We start from the raw sequence: 18,072 nt of genomic DNA, 5'->3' as shown, positions 1-18,072 counted from the left end.
TCTCGCCCCGGACAATTGCGTCCGGGGCGTTCTCATCCTCGCGTCATTGCCGGATAATGGCGAACAGCCCTGGCAATGTGCACCTCCATGAGCGAATTCATCCTGGCCCTGATCAGCGCCGCGCTGATCAACAACCTGGTCCTGCACCAGGGACTGGCCATCGACCCGGTCCTGAACGTTTCCAAGGACTGCGACCGCCGTCGACTTCATGCGCTGGGCCTGGCAACGCTCACATTACTGGTGGTGACCTGTAACCTGGGCCGATTGATTTACCTGTACGCCTTGCACCCCTTGCAACTTGAATACCTTCGCCTGTTCGTTTTTCTGCCCTTGTGTGTCGTGCTGATCGAGCCACTGCTTGGCCTGCTCTCGCGCGCAGTTCCCACCCTGCCCTTTAACGGTTTGATGCCCTTGTTGCTGAGTAATGTGGCAGTGCTCGGGCTGACTTTGCAGGTCACTGAAGGCGGTTACGGTGCGCTGCAAACCCTGGCCTGGAGCCTGGGTGCAGGCCTGGGTTTCTGGCTGGCGCTGGGGCTGTTCGCCGACCTGCTTGAACGCAGCGATAATGAAGCTATTGCCGAGAGTTTTCGTGGCTGGCCGATCGCATTGATCGGGGCCGGCGTAATGGCCTTGGCGTTTCTCGGCTTCAACGGATTATTTACATCATGAGTCTGATTCAACGCATCGACGCCCTGCTACCGCAGACCCAGTGCGGCAAGTGTGGCCACCCGGGCTGCAAACCCTATGCTGAGGGTTTGGCCAAGGGCGAGGCGATCAATAAATGTCCTCCCGGTGGCAGCGAGACCATCGCCGCCCTGGCTGCGCTACTGCATGTGCCAATCATCACCTTGGACCCCGAACGCGGCAGCGCACCCCCTCAGGTTGCCTACATCCGCGAAGCCGAATGCATCGGATGTACAAAATGCATTCAGGCCTGCCCGGTGGATGCAATTGTCGGCGCAGCCAAATTGATGCACACGGTGATCCGCGCCGAATGCACAGGCTGCGACCTGTGCGTAGCGCCCTGCCCGGTGGACTGCATCGACCTGCTACCGCTAGGAGCCAATAGCAACATCGTGCCAATTGTCGGTGGCATGGCCACAGACGCAGAGGCCCTGGCGGCACGCAGCCACAAACGCAATCATGCACGGCGCCGCTTCGAGTCACGCAACAACCGCCTGCAGCGCGATGAAACACGTAAACAGGCCGAGCGTGCAATTCGTACCCAACGAACCCCGACCGCCAGCAGCCAGACAACGGTCAGCGATGACCCAATCAAAGCCGCCATCGAGCGGGTCAAGGCCCAGAAAGCAGCCGCCGCAGACGCCGCCTTGAAAAAAGCCAAGATTGCGGCGGCCATGAGTCGAGCACAGCTCAGCAAAGCTAGAAGCGCCTTCGGCGAGACACCCACCGATGCCCAGCGAGTACAACTGGTGGAACTTGAGCAGGAGGCGCAAATCGCCCAGGCGCACCTGCAAGCCTTGCAACCGGTCAGTGCCGATGCCAGCCACTGACCCCCAGGATCGCCTGCGCAGCAGCATGATGCTGGTGCTGCTGGCCTGCCTGCCGGGCGTACTGACACTGCTTTGGCAACATGGCTGGGGGCTGCTGTTCTCGTTGCTGCTCTGTGTGACCACCGCCCTGGCAAGTGAAGCCCTGCTGCTCAAACTTCAGCGCCAGCCGGTTCTCGCCTCGCTCAATGATGGCAGCGCACTGGTCAGCGCCACCCTGCTGGCTGCCGCGCTCCCCGCCTATGCCCCCTGGTGGGTCCCGGTAATCGCTACGGCAAGCGCCATCGCCGTAGGCAAACATCTCTACGGCGGCGTGGGTAAAAACCTGTTCAACCCGGCCATGCTGGGCTATGCCGCAGTCCTGCTGACTTTCCCGCAGCACATGACCCAATGGCCCGGCGCGCAATTGCTCGATCTCGCCACCAGCCTGCAGCACGTCTTTGGCCTGAGCAGCGAGCAACCGGACGCCTGGGCCCAGGCGACCATCCTTGACGGCTTGCGCAACAATCGCAGCCTGACCCTGGACGAACTGTTCGCCAGTCATCCAGGCTTTGGCCACTACGGCGGCAAAGGCGGCGAATGGGTCAACCTGGCTTTTCTATTGGGCGGTCTACTGCTGCTGCAGCGCAAGATCATCAGCTGGCACGCGCCGGTCGGCTTGCTTGCAAGCCTGTTTGTGATCAGCCTTGTATGCTGGAACGGCTCGGGCTCCGACTCCAACGGCTCACCGTTGCTGCACCTGCTCAGCGGCTCAACCATGCTGGCGGCATTTTTTATTGCCACTGAGCCGATCTCCGGACCCAGATTGCCGCAGGCCAAGCTAGTGTTCGGCATTGGCATGGGCTTGCTGATCTACCTGATCCGCACCTGGGGGAACTACCCTGACGGTACCGCCTTCGCGGTACTCCTGATGAACCTCTGTGTACCGGCACTGGAGCGCTGGGCCGGACGTCGGCAAGCGGTGTTCCCATGAACCGCACAACGGTTCGCAGTGGCGCGCTAGTGTTGCTGATCACTCTGTTGACGGTGGGTATCGCTGTAGCCTGGCAGCACGTGTTTGCGCCCACGATCACCCTGGCACAACAAACGCTCAAAGCGCGCACCTGGCTTGGCGTTCTGCCGCCTGTATCCTATGACAACCAGCCCCTGGAGGCGCCCTTGGTGCTGAACGACTCCGCTCTGGCACACAGCCAACTCATAGCGGGTTATCGCGCCACATTGAACGGGCAGGCCACGGCCGTGGTACTCCACAGCAAAGCACAAGGCTACGGAGGACCTCTCGAACTGCTGATTGCCATCGACAACCAGGGACGTGTCATCGGCACCACCGTACTGCGTCAACAGGAAACACCCGGCCTGGGCGCCAGACTGGTGGAAACCGGTAACCATTGGCTGGAGCATTTCAATGGCGCGAGCCGTCAAACCACCCCCGATGCTGGCTGGGCCCTGAAGCGCGACAGCGGCCAGTTCGACCAATTGGCAGGTGCGACTGTTACTTCACGTGCAGCCATTAATGCTGTACACGATGCGTTGCGCTACTTCGACGATCACCGCCAGCGCTTGCTTGGGGAGGCTCACAGTGAATAGACACTGGCTGGCTGCAGTGAGCCTCGCGCTCATGCTGGGGGCAACCCAGACGCTGCTCGGTGCGTGCGCCATTGCCATTTTTGGCGTGTCACTGATTACCCTTCATCATCTGCTCCTGAACCCATTGCAGCGCTGGCTGGAGCCCCGCGCCAGGATGGTGGCCAGCGTGTTGTTGGCCGCCATGCTAGCCACCTGCCTGGACTTGGGGCTGCGTGCCTGGGCCTTGCCGTTGTATCAGTCGCTAAGTCCCTATCCGGCGTTGATCGCCGTACAATGCGTGGTTTTCCAATACGCACAAGGCGAACAACGCCGCTGGCAAAGCGTCGCTCAATGGCTGGGCGCATTCGCCGGCCTGTGCGTCGCACTGGGGGCGTGCCGCGAAGTGTTGGCAGGCTGGGCGAGTATTCGTCTGGTTGCACTGCTCCCCGGTGCGCTGCTTCTGTTGGGCCTGTTGCTGGCCCTGTACAACCGGGTTTGCCTGCGGCACGCCCTCACTCGCCGTCAAGGAAAGCGTTGACCCCATGAATGCTGCCAAACGCCTGGAAATATTTCGCAGGCTGCACGAAGACAACCCTGAGCCGAAGACAGAACTGGCCTATACCTCCCCCTTCGAGCTGCTGATTTCGGTCATTCTTTCGGCCCAGGCTACCGACGTCAGCGTGAACAAGGCGACGGCCAAGCTGTATCCGGTCGCCAACACCCCGGAAGCCATCTACGCACTGGGCGTAGAAGGACTCTCGCAATACATAAAGACCATCGGCTTGTACAACAGCAAGGCCCGCAACGTCATCGAGACCTGCCGGCTACTGATCGAACAACACGGCAGCCAGGTGCCCGAAACCCGCGAGGCACTCGAAGCTCTGCCAGGCGTAGGGCGCAAGACCGCCAACGTGGTGCTCAACACCGCCTTCCGGCAACTGGCAATGGCGGTAGACACGCATATCTTCCGGGTCAGCAATCGCACCGGTATTGCCCCGGGCAAGACAGTGCTGGAAGTGGAAAAGGCGCTATTGAAGTTTGTGCCAAAGGCCTACCTGCTCGACGCTCATCACTGGCTGATCCTCCACGGACGCTACGTGTGCCTCGCGCGCAAACCACGTTGTGGCAGTTGCCGAATCGAAGATTTGTGCGAATACAAGCAGAAAACCTCGGACGATTGAGAAGATAGTTAAAATTGTGCCCGGTCGATTGAAAAAATCTTTTTTACCCGCTCACGGATTCTCGCTATAAGGTGCGCCAATGGCCCTCTCGGCTTGGAGTGACTTATGAGCACCGATAAAGAAGACCTGGATGTAGATGACGAAGTGGTTGCGGAGGATCCGGTTGACGAACCGGTTGAAACAGCGAAGACCAACCTGAGTAAACGCCGCACCATTGACAACCTTCTGGAAGAGCGCCGCTTGAAGAAGCAACTGGCCGACTACGATTTCGATCTCTGAGCGCTCCCTCTCACGCCCATCAGCTACATCTTTCACAAGAAAGCCTCCTTGAAGGAGGCTTTCTTGTTTATTGGCTCGTCACACCAGGCCGTTGCGCTGTGCCAGTTCAATCAGGTCTACCAATGAACGCGCGTTGAGCTTGAGTAACAGCCGCGTCTTGTAGGTACTGACAGTTTTGTTGCTTAGAAACATGCCATCGGCAATTTCCTTGTTGGTCTTACCCCGGGCCAGTTGTTGCAGGACCATCATCTCCCGCCCCGACAAGCGCTCAACCATGTCAGCCTCGCTGATGCCTCCCAGGTTGGAACGCACCGAATGCAGCGCCTGGTTCGGGAAGTAACTGTAGCCGGACAGTACGGCCTTGATTGCACTGAGCAGTTCGGTGAGATCCTGCTGCTTGCAGACATAACCCGCAGCACCCGCCTGCATGCAGCGCATGGAAAAGTGCCCTGGCGCCTGGGAGGTCAATACCAGCACCTTGGCCCCAGGAACTGTACAGGTGAGGCGAGCGATGACTTCAAGGCCATCGAGCTTGGGAATACCGATGTCCAGAATGACAATGTTCGGATCATGTTCACGCGCCAGTTGCAAAGCGTCTACACCATTGTCCGTCTCCGCGATGACTTCATAACCATGCCGTTCCATCAGCATGCGTACCGCCAGGCGAATGACCGGATGATCATCCACGATCAGCACTTTATTCATGGGCAGATCCAATTGTTCGCTGTTCGATTTTTTGAGCCCGCACAATAGCCTAGTCACACGGCTTATTGTATTGCGGCGCCCGCGAGCAAATGCACACAAGGATAAAACCTACACTCACAAAGGATTAGTCCTACAAAAATTGAAATTATTGATGCAGACAGTCGCACCAAATCCACCGCGAAGTGCAGGCCAATCTTCATAATCCAAAGTAACACTAAACCGCAAAAATAACCCAGCTAACAACACCATAAAACACGCAGGAAAAGTCCTATATCACTGTTTGATATTTACCGCTTACTATAAGACCGACGCACTTAAGAGGGTAATTAGTTCCCTAAACAGAAATCTCGCCCACTGCCCATCCAGTCTCTTTTCCCGAATAGTTGCGTGAAGGCTAACTCGACGCGGAGGTTACGGCCATGAGCAATGCAGAGCCGAAAAGCCCTTTGACCATCATTGCGATATTCGCCGGCATTATCGAAGCTTCCGCACTGGCATCGCTTCCTTTTTTAAGCGAGGACAGTCAGAACATCTACACCTGGTTTTTGGTTGGTTTTCCATTTTTTCTGACTGTGCTGTTCTTCCTGACACTTAACTTCAATAACAAGACGCTATTTACACCGCCAACCGCTGACCTGAACAATGCCGTTCTTCCCGCTGCACTCAACACTCTGGAAAAACCGACAGACACTGCCACACATGAAGAGAGGCAACTAACGAATAATAATGAAGCCAACGACACCCCACCCGATAAAAACGCTCTATCGACCCTCGCCCCGAAATCTTTACTGAACAGTACCCAGGTAACTGTGACGATTACGGTGAGTGGCGCTAAAACCGATCAGTTGCTAAAGCACCTTATCAACCTTGCACTGAACCAGACTGAATCACACTGTACTCACTGGATCGTTCACAACCTTGAGACCGGTACGCGCACGACACTGAACATTCAGCCGATGGGCAGGTAAAAAAAAGCCCCGGACCAGGCCGGGGCTTTTCTCAAGAGGTGGTTCAGATCAGCGAACGACCCTTGTTTGCCGCAATACGCATACGCAGCGCATTGAGCTTGATGAAGCCGGCAGCATCGGCCTGGTTGTAAGCACCGCCGTCTTCTTCGAAAGTTGCGATGTTGGCATCGAACAGCGAGTCATCAGACTTGCGGCCGGTGACGATGACGTTGCCTTTGTACAGCTTCAGGCGCACAACGCCGTTCACGTTGACCTGGGAAGCATCGATCATCTGTTGCAGCATCAAGCGCTCAGGGCTCCACCAGTAGCCGGTGTAGATCAGACTGGCGTACTTGGGCATCAGCTCGTCTTTGAGGTGAGCGACTTCGCGGTCCAGGGTAATCGACTCGATGGCGCGGTGAGCGCGCAGCATGATGGTGCCGCCCGGGGTCTCGTAGCAACCACGGGACTTCATGCCGACATAGCGGTTCTCGACGATGTCGAGACGACCGATACCGTTTTCGCCGCCGATGCGGTTCAGGGTGGCCAGTACGGTGGCCGGGGTCATTTCAACGCCGTCCAGGGCAACGATGTCACCGTTGCGGTAGGTCAGTTCCAGGTAGGTAGGAACGTCCGGCGCGGCTTCTGGCGACTTGGTCCATTTCCACATGTCTTCTTCGTGTTCGGTCCAGGTATCCTCCAGTACACCACCCTCGTAGGAGATGTGCAGCAGGTTGGCGTCCATCGAATACGGAGATTTCTTTTTTCCGTGACGCTCGATCGGGATCGCATGCTTCTCGGCATAGTCCATCAGTTTTTCGCGGGACAGCAGGTCCCACTCACGCCATGGCGCGATAACCTTGACGCCTGGCTTGAGCGCATAGGCGCCCAGTTCGAAACGCACCTGGTCGTTGCCTTTACCGGTCGCACCATGGGAAATGGCGTCGGCGCCGGTTTCATTGGCGATTTCGATCAGGCGTTTGGCAATCAACGGACGAGCGATGGAAGTACCCAGCAGGTACTCGCCTTCGTAAACGGTGTTGGCGCGGAACATCGGGAAGACGAAGTCGCGCACGAACTCTTCGCGCAGGTCATCGATATAGATTTCCTTCACGCCCATGGCCTGAGCCTTGGCGCGGGCCGGTTCGACCTCCTCGCCCTGCCCCAGGTCGGCGGTGAAAGTCACCACTTCACAGTTGTAGGTATCCTGCAGCCACTTGAGAATCACCGAAGTATCAAGGCCGCCGGAATACGCCAGTACGACCTTTTTTACGTCCGCCATGCCATCACTCCACGGGGTTTTACGGAAAGCCGTCGATTCTACCGGCCTTGCCGCAAAAATTACAGTGGGGCGACAGCTTGTGACGACAAAGCGACAGGATCTGTCGACGGCGCGACGGACGGTCGCACCTCAGGACTTAGCAGACGACGTGCTGACGTCGTTCTGTACCGCGGGTGTCGAGACCGGGACTGGCGGTTTCTGCGCGGCCTGCTCCACTGGGTTCTCAACCGGCATGACGCGATCAAGCTCTATGTTCACACGCCGATTACGCGCACGATTACTCGCGGAATTGTTGGCCGCCAACGGATAGCGCTCACCATGAAAACGCACGGTGATCTGGTCTTCCGGGATGCCGTTGGCTTTCAGGTACTCCATGACCGCCAGGGCCCGGCGCCGGGACAGGTCACGGTTGGTCAGGCGATTGCCACTGTTGTCAGAGTGGCCATTGAGTTCGACGTGGTTGACCGTAGGATCGGCCTTGAGGAAGGCCAATATGACATCAAGCCGCGCTTTGGCATCGGCGTCCAGGTCTATGCCACCGCCCGGAAAGCCCACCCGGGTCTGGCGTACCTGGTCGTAGTTCATCGGCAACAGTTTGGCGGCGCACAGCTGATAATCGGCGTAGGCCTTGCTGAACTTCACCGGCAGCAAGCGCACTTCCATCGACCGCCCGGCTTCGCCCGCAAAGTTGCGCACCACGGTACTACGGCCGTCGAGCAAGCCGTTGATCAGGCGGCTGGCCTGACCCTGGCTGCTGTTGAACAGCACCCCGTTGCGCGCCATACGCACCGAGCCGAGATTGATGTCCCCGCGACCCGGCTGCCACGGTGCAGCGGCGGCGAGCAAGGTCGCTGACCCCGTACCCAGTACATTGGTGCTCGAGCGCAACTGGAAGGTAGCCTGTTCACCGGCACGCCGAACAAACTCACCGCTGCCGAAATCGGCAACCGGCTGGACCAATCGACACTCGAACTGATCGCCTTCGACCTTCCACTCGATATTCTCCAGACGGGTCTGGAACGTGAGTGCTGTCGCGGGCAGGCAGGCAAACACACTGAGCAGGGCAAGATAACGCTGGCGCACGGGCGGCTCCACAAAATTTCACGGTCTACCCGCAGGCTATCGGTCAGGCCCGGCAAAACTTGATAGCGAGTGCTCGAACCCGGCTTTTCCGGTAGCATTCACCTTGAGTTCGACCCGCCTGGAATCCCCAATGTCCGACCGCCTGACCCTCTTGCGTCCCGATGACTGGCACATCCATCTTCGCGATGGCGCCGTCCTGCCCCACACCGTCGGCGACGTTGCGCGCACCTTTGCACGCGCAATCATCATGCCCAACCTGGTACCGCCCGTGCGCAATGCCGCAGAAGCCGAAGGCTATCGCGAGCGCATCCTGGCCGCGCGCCCGGCTGGCAGCCGCTTTGAACCGCTGATGGTGCTGTACCTCACCGACCGCACCCAGCCCGAGGAAGTCCGCGCGGCCAAGGCTACCGGTTTCGTGCATGCCGCCAAGCTCTACCCTGCCGGCGCCACGACCAACTCCGATTCCGGCGTTACCAGCATCGACAACATTTTCCCGGTGCTCGAGGCCATGGCCGAAGTCGGCATGCCTTTGCTGGTGCACGGTGAAGTGACGCGCAGCGAGATCGACGTGTTCGACCGCGAGAAACTGTTCATCGACGAACACCTGCGTCGCGTCGTCGAGCGCTTCCCGACCCTCAAGGTCGTGTTCGAGCACATCACCACGAGCGAAGCCGTACAGTTCGTCAACGAGGCCCCGGCCAACGTCGGCGCGACCATTACCGCCCAGCACCTGCTGTACAACCGCAACCACATGCTGGTTGGCGGCATTCGCCCGCACTTCTACTGCCTGCCGATCCTCAAGCGCAACACCCACCAAGTGGCGTTGCTGGATGCGGCCACCAGCGGCAGCAGCAAGTTTTTCCTCGGTACCGACTCCGCGCCCCACGCCCGTCATGCCAAGGAAGCGGCCTGTGGCTGCGCCGGCTGCTACACCGCGTATGCAGCCATCGAGCTGTATGCCGAAGCATTCGAACAACGCAACGCCCTCGACAAGCTCGAAGGTTTTGCCAGCAAGCACGGCCCGGACTTCTACGGCCTGCCGCGCAACACCGACACCATTACCCTGGTTCGCGAAAGCTGGACCGCCCCAAGCAGCTTGCCGTTCGGCGAGCAGACTGTCATCCCGCTGCGCGCCGGTGAGCAACTGCGCTGGCGCCTGCTGGAGGAAACTGCGTGAGTGAAGATCTGTACGACGACCAGGACGGTCCGAGTGGTGGCCCCCGCCACCCGATGGCTGAACGCTTTCGTGGTTACCTGCCGGTTGTAGTGGATGTCGAGACCGGTGGTTTCAACAGCGCCACCGACGCCCTGCTGGAAATTGCTGCCGTGACCATCGGCATGGATGAAAAGGGTTTTCTGTTTCCAGAGCACACCTACTTCTTCCGTGTTGAACCGTTCGAGGGTGCCAACATCGAACAGGCGGCGCTGGAGTTCACCGGGATCAAGCTGGATCACCCGCTGCGCATGGCTGTGAGTGAAGAGTCGGCGCTGACCGATATCTTCCGTGGCGTACGCAAGGCGCTGAAGGCCAATGGTTGCAAACGGGCGATTCTGGTCGGGCACAACAGCAGTTTCGACCTAGGCTTTCTCAACGCTGCCGTGGCGCGTAACGACATGAAACGCAATCCGTTTCATCCGTTCTCCAGCTTCGATACCGCCACCCTGGCCGGTCTCGCCTACGGTCAGACCGTATTGGCCCGAGCCTGCCAGAGCGCCGACATCGACTTCGACGGTCGTGAAGCCCACTCGGCGCGCTACGACACCGAGAAGACTGCCGAGCTGTTCTGCGGCATCGTCAACCGCTGGAAAGAAATGGGCGGCTGGCAAGACTTCAACGACTGAGGTTTTGCTGCGCGCATAAAAAAACCGGCCATCAGGCCGGTTTTTTTGTCACTCGCAATTACAGCTTACCGCTGTTCTCGCTCAGGTAAGCAGCTACGCCTTCTGGCGAAGCGGTCATGCCTTTGTCGCCTTTTTTCCAGTTGGCAGGGCAGACTTCGCCGTGCTCTTCGTGGAACTGCAGGGCATCGACCAGACGCAGCAGTTCGTCCATGTTACGGCCCAGCGGCAGGTCGTTGACGATCTGCGAACGGACCACGCCTTTGTCGTCGATCAGGAACGCGCCACGGAAGGCCACGCCGCCTTCGGACTCAACGTCGTAGGCCTTGGCGATTTCGTGCTTCATGTCAGCCGCCATGACGTACTGAACGTGACCAATGCCACCGGCATTGATCGGCGTGTTGCGCCAGGCGTTGTGGGTGAAGTGCGAGTCGATCGACACCGCGATCACTTCAACATTGCGATCACGGAACTCGGACATGCGGTGGTCCAGGGCGATCAGCTCGGACGGGCAGACGAAGGTGAAGTCCAGCGGGTAGAAGAACACCAGGCCGTACTTGCCCTTGATAGCCGAAGCCAGGTTGAAGCTGTCGACGATTTCGCCATTGCCCAGTACGGCTGGGACGGTGAAATCCGGGGCATTTTTGCCAACGAGTACGCTCATTCGATATCTCCTGATGGTTTGAAACACGCTGTGCATGCGGGCAGACGCCCACAGACAGTGCAAAGGGCGGCCATGATACACCGCTGGGCGCTCCTCGCCGAATTTCAGCTTACGTTGCCGGACAGATGCCGTTGGTCGCCCTGACTTGCACCGGGCATGATTGTGCTTTGACAAGCATTCTCATTAACATTAAGCTTCTTCGCATTGAGCCTTAACCCGCGATGGTCTGCCTTATGTATGTGTGTCTTTGTGTTGGTGTAACCGACGGACAGATCCGCGATGCGATCTACGAAGGATGCTGCAGTTACAAGGAAGTCAGAACGGCCACCAACGTGGCCAGCCAGTGCGGCAAATGTGCCTGCCTGGCCAAGCAGGTGGTGCGTGAAACCTTGACCGAACTGCAGGTCAGCCAGGCCGCCCTGCCCTACCCTGTGGAATTTTCCGTAGCGTAAAAACAGCCCATTCCAAGAACCGGACCTCGTGTCCGGTTTTTTTATGCCTGTAATTCAATAAGTTAGGCTTAAAACGCGGAACACAAACATTCTTATTCCGATTAATTTTCACTTATTATTCAATAACTTAGGTTTGACAGTAGTAGTTGCGGGGCTCAGACTTGCGGTTATAGGCACACCTACAGGGCAGGACCCCATCATGAAAGGCGACGTTAGCGTCATCCAGCATCTCAACAAGATCCTCGGAAACGAGCTGGTCGCAATCAACCAATACTTCCTGCATGCACGCATGTACGAAGACTGGGGTCTGGAAAAGCTGGGCAAGCATGAGTACAAAGAATCCATCGACGAGATGAAACACGCTGACAAACTGATCAAGCGTATTCTGTTTCTCGAAGGCATTCCCAACGTCCAGGACCTGGGCAAGCTGCTGATTGGTGAGCACACCAAAGAAATGCTCGAATGCGACCTGAAGATCGAGCAAAAAGGCCTGGTCGACCTCAAGGCCGCCATCGCGCACTGCGAAACCGTTGGCGACTTTGGCAGCCGCGAGATGCTTGAAGACATCCTCGAGTCCGAAGAAGAGCACATCGACTGGCTGGAAACCCAGTTGAGCCTGATCGACAAAGTCGGTCTGGAAAACTACCTGCAGTCGCAGATGGGCGAATAACCTCGTCGATCAGCCAATAAAAAGCCCCGCAATGCGGGGCTTTTTATTGGCAAACCTGTAATCAGGCCTTGGCCGCCTCAGCCTTGGCTGCAGCTTCCTTGATCAGGGTCTGCAGTTCGCCGTTGGCAAACATTTCAGCCATGATGTCGGAACCGCCGACCAGCTCACCTGCCACCCACAGTTGTGGGAAGGTTGGCCAGTTGGCGTATTTTGGCAGGTTGGCGCGGATTTCCGGATTTTGCAGGATGTCCACGTAAGCGAATTTCTCGCCACAACCCATCACGGCTTGCGCCGCCTTGGCCGAAAAACCGCACTGCGGGGCATTCGGCGAGCCTTTCATGTAAAGCAGAATGGTGTTGTTGGCAATCTGCTCTTTGATTGTTTCGATAATATCCATGAAGCACCTCGCGGCTGAACTTTCCGACCTGGTTGTCGGCACGGTGACGCATTGTATCGGAAAGCCGAGCGTGGCGCTCGGCCTTGCCGATATCAGGCGGCAACCACCTGCACTGCCACGCCGTTGAGCGCGGCATTGCCCGATACGGCATCCAGCTGACACTCATCGGTCAGGTCATTGACGCTGGCGCCCGCCTGGCTGCTGGCGATATCCATGCGCACGCCGGCACGCGCATGGCCGAAGCCATGAGGCAGGCTGATCACCCCTGGCATCATGTCCGTACACGCCTGCACCTCGACCTCGATGCTGCCCACCCGTGAGCTGACCTTCACCCGCTGCCCGTCCTGCAACTGCCTTGCCGCCAGGTCATCCGGGTGCATGAGCAACTGATGACGCGGCTTGCCTTTCACCAACCGGTGATAGTTGTGCATCCAGGAGTTGTTGCTGCGCACGTGCCGCCGCCCGATCAGCAGCAATTGATCGCGATCGGCAGGCAACTGCTCGGCGAGTCGTTGCAGGTCATCGAGTATTTGCGAGGGCGCGGCCTGGATACGCTGGCTGGCGGTCTTCAAACGCGTCGCAAGGTTCGGCCGTAACGGCCCAAGGTCAACACCGTGAGGGTGTTGCGCCAGTGTTTCCACGGACAGGTTGAACGCCGAGCCTTCACCATAAGGACCTTGGCGCAAACCGATGTCGATCATCTGGGCCGGTGCCATGGTCGGTTTGAGCGGCTTGTCGCTTAGCGCGGCAAACGCTTTGGCCAGGCCCACGAAGATTTCCCAGTCATGCAGCGCGCCTTGCGGCTTGGGCAGGATCGCCCGGTTGAAGCGGCTGACGTTGCGCACCGCCAACAAATTGAAAGTGGTGTCGTAGTGATCGTTTTCCAGCGCGCTGGTAGACGGCAGGATCAGGTCGGCGTAACGCGTGGTCTCATTGATATACAGGTCGATGCTGAGCATGAACTCCAGACTGCTCAACGCCCGCTCCACCTGCTGCCCGTTTGGCGTGGACAGCACCGGGTTGCCGGCAACGGTGACCAGCGCATGCACCTGCCCTTCGCCTGCAACCAGCATCTCCTGGGCCAAGGCCGCCACCGGTAGCTCGCCGCCATATTCAGGCAACCCGGACACCCGGCTCTGCCAGGCGTTGAAGTGTCCGCCGGCCGTGGTCGCCACCAGATCCACGGCTGGCTGCGTGCACAGCGCGCCGCCGACGCGGTCGAGGTTGCCGCTGACCAGGTTGATCAGCTGGATCAGCCAATGGCAGAGGGTACCGAAGCGTTGCGTCGAAACTCCCATGCGGCCATAGCACACCGCCTTGTCGGCGGCCGCGAAGTCACGTGCCAACTGGCGAATCACCCGCGCATCGATGCCGCACAGCGGTGCCATGGCCTCGGCGGTGAACGGCGCGATGGCCTCACGCACTTGATCCAGCCCATCGACCGGCAGTGACCCTGGACGCTCGAGGCCTTCGCTAAACAGGGTATTGAGCAGAGCACTGAGCAGTGCCGCATCGCCTCCCGGTCGAATGAACACATGCTGGTCGGCAATGGCTGCAGTTTCACTGCGCCGAGGATCGACCACCACCACTTTGCCACTTCGTCCCTGAATAGCCTTCAGGCGTTTTTCCACATCCGGCACGGTCATGATGCTGCCGTTGGACGCCAGGGGATTGCCCCCCAGGATCAGCATGAAATCGGTGTGGTCAATGTCCGGAATCGGCAGCAGCAGCCCGTGGCCATACATCAGGTAGCTGGTGAGGTGCTGGGGCAACTGGTCGACAGAGGTGGCCGAGAACCGGTTGCGGGTTTTGAGCAGGCCGAGAAAGTAATTGCTGTGGGTCATCAAGCCATAATTGTGCACGCTGGGGTTGCCTTGATAGACCGCCACCGCGTTCTGCCCATGGGCCTGCTGGATCGCCCAGAGCTTCTGGGCGGCAAATTCGAAAGCCTCTTCCCAACTGATCGCCTGCCAGTCATCGCCCACCCGTTTATGCGGCACCCGCAGCCGGTCGGGGTCGTTCTGAATGTCTTGCAGGGCCACCGCCTTGGGGCAGATGTGGCCGCGACTGAAGCTGTCCTGAGGATCGCCTTTGATCGAACTGATGCGCAACCCGGCAGCAGGCTCATCGGTAGTTTCGATGGTCAAGCCGCAAATGGCTTCGCACAGGTGACAGGCACGGTAATGCAGGGTCTTGTTCATGGCCACCTCTATCGGGTGTCTGGAAATGCACCTGACTATGGGCCGGAGCTTGCCTGGCGGCCAGCGAGTTTCGCCGTGTGAATCTACCGGCATCAGGCACAGCGATTAGCCGCAGGGTTTGCCAAGGCGCCAGCGGTCAGTGTAAAACCCGGGGGGTGGCAAACAAAAAAGCAGCCGGCCAATGGCTTACGAGGCTGCCCGCACGACAGACCGTGCACACCCCACTTGGTATGACGCGACATTTAATTATAGTATTGCGTCTCCCCTTATTTCGTCGCCCCGTGCGGCTTTCGCCGCAGGTCACTTCCGTTGTTTCTGAAAACCGGCATTGTTGATCTGCGGTCTGTTGCAAAAAGGTAGTCAAACATGAGCGCTAGGCACTTTCTCTCCCTGATGGACTTCACACCCGACGAACTGCTCAGTGTGATCCGTCGAGGCATCGAGCTGAAGGACCTGCGTAACCGCGGCGTACTGTTCGAACCCCTGAAGAACCGTGTACTGGGCATGATCTTCGAGAAATCCTCGACCCGTACCCGACTGTCGTTCGAAGCCGGCATGATCCAGCTTGGCGGCCAGGCGATCTTCCTGTCCCCACGCGACACCCAACTGGGCCGTGGCGAACCGATCGGCGACTGCGCCATCGTCATGTCGCGGATGCTCGATGCGGTGATGATCCGTACCTTTGCCCACAGCACCCTGACCGAGTTCGCGGCCAATTCCCGCGTACCGGTAATCAATGGTCTGTCGGATGACCTGCACCCGTGCCAGCTGCTGGCCGACATGCAAACCTTCCTCGAACATCGCGGTTCGATCCAGGGCAAGACCGTGGCCTGGATCGGTGACGGCAACAACATGTGCAACAGCTATATAGAAGCGGCGATCCAGTTCGACTTCCAGCTGCGCATTGCCTGCCCGGCCGAATTCGAGCCCAACCCGCAGTTCCTGGCCAATGCCGGCGATCGCGTGAAAATCTTCCGCGAGCCCAAGGAGGCGGTGCAAGGCGCACACCTGGTGAGTACCGATGTCTGGACTTCCATGGGTCAAGAAGAGGAAACTGCACGGCGTCTGGCCTTGTTCGCGCCTTATCAGGTAACCCGCGAACTGCTCGACCTGGCAGCACCCGATGCCCTGTTCATGCACTGCCTACCCGCCCACCGTGGCGAGGAAATCAGCCTGGACCTGCTCGACGACCCTCGTTCGGTCGCCTGGGACCAAGCTGAAAACCGTCTGCATGCCCAGAAGGCGCTTCTCGAATACCTTGTTGAACCGGCCTACCACCACGCATGAGTCAACCTTTACTGCTTAACCTGCGCAACCTCGCCTGCGGCTATGGCGAGCAACGCATCGTCCAGAACCTCAACCTGCACCTCAACGCAGGCGACATCGGTTGCCTGCTTGGGTCTTCGGGTTGCGGCAAGACCACCACCCTGCGCGCAATTGCCGGCTTCGAACCGGTGCATGAAGGTGAGATCCAGCTGGCCGGAGAGGTGATCTCCAAGGCCGGTTTCACCCTCGCACCGGAGAAGCGCAAGATCGGCATGGTGTTCCAGGACTATGCGCTGTTCCCGCACCTGACCGTGGCGCAGAACATTGCCTTCGGCATTGGCAAGCACCCCCAGCAACAACAGGTGGTGGCGCAGATGCTCGAGCTGGTCAAGCTCGACGGGCTCGGCAAACGCTACCCCCACGAACTCTCCGGCGGCCAGCAGCAACGTGTGGCGCTGGCCCGTGCCCTGGCACCCGAGCCGCAACTGCTGTTGCTCGACGAGCCGTTTTCCAACCTCGACGTGGAACTGCGCCGACGCCTCAGCCATGAGGTTCGCGACATTCTCAAGAGCCGTGGTACCAGCGCCATCCTGGTCACCCACGATCAGGAAGAAGCCTTTGCCGTGAGTGATCATGTCGGGGTATTCAAAGAAGGTCGCCTGGAGCAGTGGGACACGCCGTACAACCTGTATCACGAGCCGTTGACGCCCTTTGTCGCCAGCTTCATTGGCCAGGGCTACTTCATCCGTGGCCAGCTGACCAGCCCGGAGTCGGTGCAAACCGAACTGGGCGAGCTGCGCGGTAACCGGGCCTACACTTTTACCCCGGGCAGCGCGGTCGACGTATTGTTGCGACCCGACGACATCATCCATGCCCCGCACAGTGCGCTCAAGGCATTGATCGTCGGCAAGAGCTTCCTCGGTGCATCGACTCTGTATCGCCTGCAACTACCAACCGGCAGCCAGCTCGAAGCGATTTTCCCCAGCCATATCGACCATCTGGTCGGCGCTGAAGTCGGGGTCGAGGTCGCTGCTGATCACCTTGTGCTGTTCTCCGTGCCTGGCAGCGTTGCTGCGCAGTTGCCAGTACCGGAAAACGGCGTTCGCCGGTACAGCTCTGCCGTCTGATCGAGGACGGCTTCAGCACCTTTCGCGGGGCGCCGGTAGCGCTCCCGCGATACGGTTACAGCATCAACGTGCCGCTCGCCACTCGCCGGGCATACCCCCCGATCTTCACCCGATCGCCTTCCAGCCGACAGTAAAGCTCTCCACCACGACTAGACCGCTGGAACGCGCGCAGCTCGGTTTTGCCCAGTTGCTGTGCCCAGTAAGGAATCAGACAACAGTGGGTGGAACCGGTCACCGGGTCTTCGGGTATGCCAATGCCCGGGGCAAAATAGCGTGATACGAAATCATGCGCGTCACCCCGCGCGGTGACGATCACCCCCAGGCCGGGCAGTTGTGCAATGGCGGCCATGTCCGGCACACAATCGCGCACAGCCTGCTCCGACTCCAGCACCACCAGCAACTCCTTGGTCTGCAGTACCTCTACGACCGGGCAACCCAGCGCCTCGGCCACCGGCAGGCGTTGTTGCAACGGTTGCGGGTCGATGCGCGGGAAATCCAGCAACAGCCGCCCTTGCTCACGCGTTACGCTCAATGGCCCCGACTGGCTGTGAAACTCCAGGCGCTCGCTGGGCACGTTGTAAACCTCCAGCAGCACGTGGGCGCTGGCCAGGGTGGCGTGGCCGCACAGCGGCACTTCGGTAGTGGGGGTGAACCAGCGTATCTGCCACTGCGATCGGTCTTGCACCACAAACGCGGTTTCAGCCAGGTTGTGCTCCGCAGCAATCTGCTGCATCAACCCGTCGCTGAGCCACTCCTGCAAGCGGTAGACCATGGCCGGGTTCCCGGCGAAGGGACGCTCACTGAAGGCGTCGACCTGATGAAATTCCAAGTGCATGCGGCAACTCTCTCTTGTTCAGAGCCCAGAGCATGCACGTTGGAAGGTGTCGGCCAACAGAGACAGA

General features: G+C 59.1%; 20 protein-coding genes and 1 pseudogene. 14 read left to right on the top strand and 7 right to left on the bottom strand.

What is annotated here, in order from left to right; all coding sequences use genetic code 11:
- Positions 1-87: 87 nt before the first annotated feature.
- The 7 genes and pseudogenes from DM813_RS14635 (at position 88) to DM813_RS28455 (ending at position 4,537) form a co-directional block, all read left to right on the top strand.
- Positions 88-669 carry an Rnf-Nqr domain containing protein gene (locus DM813_RS14635; protein ID WP_128324105.1) on the top strand — a complete coding sequence of 194 codons (582 nt, stop codon included), beginning with the start codon at positions 88-90 and terminating at the stop codon, positions 667-669.
- Positions 666-1,505 (top strand): annotated as a pseudogene (gene rsxB / locus DM813_RS14630) (electron transport complex subunit RsxB); the annotation flags it as partial. The gene DM813_RS14635 and the pseudogene rsxB, both read left to right, overlap by 4 nt.
- Positions 1,501-2,484, top strand: coding sequence for an RnfABCDGE type electron transport complex subunit D (locus DM813_RS14625; protein ID WP_128324103.1), 984 nt, complete (start codon positions 1,501-1,503; stop codon positions 2,482-2,484). The pseudogene rsxB and the gene DM813_RS14625, both read left to right, overlap by 5 nt.
- Positions 2,481-3,098 (top strand): RnfABCDGE type electron transport complex subunit G, encoded by a 618-nt coding sequence (locus DM813_RS14620; RefSeq protein ID WP_128324102.1) that lies wholly within the window; start codon positions 2,481-2,483, stop codon positions 3,096-3,098. Before DM813_RS14625 ends, DM813_RS14620 begins: the two co-directional genes overlap by 4 nt.
- Positions 3,091-3,615 (top strand): Rnf-Nqr domain containing protein, encoded by a 525-nt coding sequence (locus DM813_RS14615; RefSeq protein ID WP_128324101.1) that lies wholly within the window; start codon positions 3,091-3,093, stop codon positions 3,613-3,615. The genes DM813_RS14620 and DM813_RS14615 overlap by 8 nt, the downstream gene beginning before the upstream one ends.
- Before the next feature lie 4 nt (positions 3,616-3,619).
- Positions 3,620-4,258, top strand: coding sequence for an endonuclease III (nth, locus tag DM813_RS14610; protein WP_128324100.1), 639 nt, complete (start codon positions 3,620-3,622; stop codon positions 4,256-4,258).
- Between the two features lie 105 nt (positions 4,259-4,363).
- Positions 4,364-4,537, top strand: coding sequence for a PA3496 family putative envelope integrity protein (locus tag DM813_RS28455; protein ID WP_164897250.1), 174 nt, complete (start codon positions 4,364-4,366; stop codon positions 4,535-4,537).
- A gap of 78 nt (positions 4,538-4,615) precedes the next feature.
- On the opposite strand, the gene DM813_RS14605 is transcribed toward DM813_RS28455, so the two are convergent.
- Positions 4,616-5,242, bottom strand: coding sequence for a response regulator transcription factor (locus tag DM813_RS14605; protein ID WP_128324099.1), 627 nt, complete (start codon positions 5,240-5,242; stop codon positions 4,616-4,618).
- Between the two features lie 419 nt (positions 5,243-5,661).
- Between DM813_RS14605 and DM813_RS28650 the strand changes: the two genes are divergently transcribed.
- Positions 5,662-6,210 carry a hypothetical protein gene (locus tag DM813_RS28650; RefSeq protein WP_241653177.1) on the top strand — a complete coding sequence of 183 codons (549 nt, stop codon included), beginning with the start codon at positions 5,662-5,664 and terminating at the stop codon, positions 6,208-6,210.
- A gap of 43 nt (positions 6,211-6,253) precedes the next feature.
- On the opposite strand, the gene DM813_RS14595 is transcribed toward DM813_RS28650, so the two are convergent.
- Positions 6,254-7,471, bottom strand: coding sequence for an argininosuccinate synthase (locus tag DM813_RS14595; protein WP_128324098.1), 1,218 nt, complete (start codon positions 7,469-7,471; stop codon positions 6,254-6,256).
- Positions 7,472-7,600: 129 nt separating this feature from the next.
- Complete coding sequence (locus DM813_RS14590; protein WP_128324097.1) at positions 7,601-8,554, bottom strand: flagellar protein MotY; 954 nt, start codon at positions 8,552-8,554, stop codon at positions 7,601-7,603.
- A gap of 130 nt (positions 8,555-8,684) precedes the next feature.
- On the opposite strand from DM813_RS14590, the gene pyrC reads away from it, so the two are divergent.
- Positions 8,685-9,731: a dihydroorotase gene (gene pyrC / locus DM813_RS14585; RefSeq protein ID WP_128324096.1), complete on the top strand. Its 1,047-nt coding sequence runs from the start codon at positions 8,685-8,687 to the stop codon at positions 9,729-9,731.
- Complete coding sequence (gene rnt, locus DM813_RS14580) at positions 9,728-10,396, top strand: ribonuclease T (protein WP_128324095.1); 669 nt, start codon at positions 9,728-9,730, stop codon at positions 10,394-10,396. The genes pyrC and rnt overlap by 4 nt, the downstream gene beginning before the upstream one ends.
- Before the next feature lie 58 nt (positions 10,397-10,454).
- On the opposite strand, the gene DM813_RS14575 is transcribed toward rnt, so the two are convergent.
- Positions 10,455-11,057 carry a peroxiredoxin gene (locus DM813_RS14575; RefSeq protein ID WP_128324094.1) on the bottom strand — a complete coding sequence of 201 codons (603 nt, stop codon included), beginning with the start codon at positions 11,055-11,057 and terminating at the stop codon, positions 10,455-10,457.
- Positions 11,058-11,290: 233 nt separating this feature from the next.
- Here DM813_RS14575 and DM813_RS14570 point away from each other — a divergent pair, with 233 nt between their 5' ends.
- Together DM813_RS14570 and bfr are read left to right on the top strand one after the other, a co-directional pair.
- Complete coding sequence (locus tag DM813_RS14570) at positions 11,291-11,509, top strand: bacterioferritin-associated ferredoxin (RefSeq protein ID WP_128324093.1); 219 nt, start codon at positions 11,291-11,293, stop codon at positions 11,507-11,509.
- A 199-nt stretch (positions 11,510-11,708) separates the two neighbouring features.
- Complete coding sequence (gene bfr, locus DM813_RS14565; protein WP_028943478.1) at positions 11,709-12,179, top strand: bacterioferritin; 471 nt, start codon at positions 11,709-11,711, stop codon at positions 12,177-12,179.
- Positions 12,180-12,240: 61 nt separating this feature from the next.
- On the opposite strand, the gene grxD is transcribed toward bfr, so the two are convergent.
- Positions 12,241-12,576, bottom strand: coding sequence for a Grx4 family monothiol glutaredoxin (gene grxD / locus DM813_RS14560; protein ID WP_028943477.1), 336 nt, complete (start codon positions 12,574-12,576; stop codon positions 12,241-12,243).
- Positions 12,577-12,668: 92 nt separating this feature from the next.
- Entirely contained in the window at positions 12,669-14,777 is a 2,109-nt protein-coding gene (locus tag DM813_RS14555; protein ID WP_128324092.1) for a molybdopterin oxidoreductase family protein, read from the bottom strand.
- Positions 14,778-15,143: 366 nt separating this feature from the next.
- Between DM813_RS14555 and argF the strand changes: the two genes are divergently transcribed.
- Positions 15,144-16,064: an ornithine carbamoyltransferase gene (gene argF / locus DM813_RS14550; protein ID WP_128324091.1), complete on the top strand. Its 921-nt coding sequence runs from the start codon at positions 15,144-15,146 to the stop codon at positions 16,062-16,064.
- On the top strand, positions 16,061-17,170 hold the full coding sequence (locus tag DM813_RS14545) for an ABC transporter ATP-binding protein (protein WP_128324090.1): 1,110 nt from the start codon (positions 16,061-16,063) through the stop codon (positions 17,168-17,170). The genes argF and DM813_RS14545 overlap by 4 nt, the downstream gene beginning before the upstream one ends.
- Positions 17,171-17,225: 55 nt before the next feature.
- On the opposite strand, the gene DM813_RS14540 is transcribed toward DM813_RS14545, so the two are convergent.
- Positions 17,226-18,005: a PhzF family phenazine biosynthesis protein gene (locus tag DM813_RS14540; RefSeq protein ID WP_128324089.1), complete on the bottom strand. Its 780-nt coding sequence runs from the start codon at positions 18,003-18,005 to the stop codon at positions 17,226-17,228.
- Positions 18,006-18,072: the final 67 nt, after the last annotated feature.

The organism is Pseudomonas alkylphenolica (genome assembly GCF_004025535.1).
GTDB classification, from domain to species: Bacteria; Pseudomonadota; Gammaproteobacteria; order Pseudomonadales; family Pseudomonadaceae; genus Aquipseudomonas; species Aquipseudomonas alkylphenolica_A.
This window is presented reverse-complemented; position numbering and strand designations above follow the sequence as displayed.

Bases quoted from the DNA above. Each gene is read 5' to 3' on its own strand.
- DM813_RS28455 (WP_164897250.1), top strand. From the start codon at position 4,364: ATGAGCACCGATAAAGAAGACCTGGATGTAGATGACGAAGTGGTTGCG.
- bfr (WP_028943478.1), top strand. From the start codon at position 11,709: ATGAAAGGCGACGTTAGCGTCATCCAGCATCTCAACAAGATCCTCGGA.
- grxD (WP_028943477.1), bottom strand. From the start codon at position 12,576: ATGGATATTATCGAAACAATCAAAGAGCAGATTGCCAACAACACCATT.
- DM813_RS14555 (WP_128324092.1), bottom strand. From the start codon at position 14,777: ATGAACAAGACCCTGCATTACCGTGCCTGTCACCTGTGCGAAGCCATT.
- pyrC (WP_128324096.1), top strand. From the start codon at position 8,685: ATGTCCGACCGCCTGACCCTCTTGCGTCCCGATGACTGGCACATCCAT.
- DM813_RS14620 (WP_128324102.1), top strand. From the start codon at position 2,481: ATGAACCGCACAACGGTTCGCAGTGGCGCGCTAGTGTTGCTGATCACT.
- nth (WP_128324100.1), top strand. From the start codon at position 3,620: ATGAATGCTGCCAAACGCCTGGAAATATTTCGCAGGCTGCACGAAGAC.
- DM813_RS14625 (WP_128324103.1), top strand. From the start codon at position 1,501: ATGCCAGCCACTGACCCCCAGGATCGCCTGCGCAGCAGCATGATGCTG.
- DM813_RS14545 (WP_128324090.1), top strand. From the start codon at position 16,061: ATGAGTCAACCTTTACTGCTTAACCTGCGCAACCTCGCCTGCGGCTAT.
- DM813_RS14540 (WP_128324089.1), bottom strand. From the start codon at position 18,005: ATGCACTTGGAATTTCATCAGGTCGACGCCTTCAGTGAGCGTCCCTTC.
- DM813_RS14635 (WP_128324105.1), top strand. From the start codon at position 88: ATGAGCGAATTCATCCTGGCCCTGATCAGCGCCGCGCTGATCAACAAC.
- argF (WP_128324091.1), top strand. From the start codon at position 15,144: ATGAGCGCTAGGCACTTTCTCTCCCTGATGGACTTCACACCCGACGAA.
- DM813_RS14570 (WP_128324093.1), top strand. From the start codon at position 11,291: ATGTATGTGTGTCTTTGTGTTGGTGTAACCGACGGACAGATCCGCGAT.
- DM813_RS28650 (WP_241653177.1), top strand. From the start codon at position 5,662: ATGAGCAATGCAGAGCCGAAAAGCCCTTTGACCATCATTGCGATATTC.
- DM813_RS14605 (WP_128324099.1), bottom strand. From the start codon at position 5,242: ATGAATAAAGTGCTGATCGTGGATGATCATCCGGTCATTCGCCTGGCG.
- DM813_RS14595 (WP_128324098.1), bottom strand. From the start codon at position 7,471: ATGGCGGACGTAAAAAAGGTCGTACTGGCGTATTCCGGCGGCCTTGAT.
- DM813_RS14575 (WP_128324094.1), bottom strand. From the start codon at position 11,057: ATGAGCGTACTCGTTGGCAAAAATGCCCCGGATTTCACCGTCCCAGCC.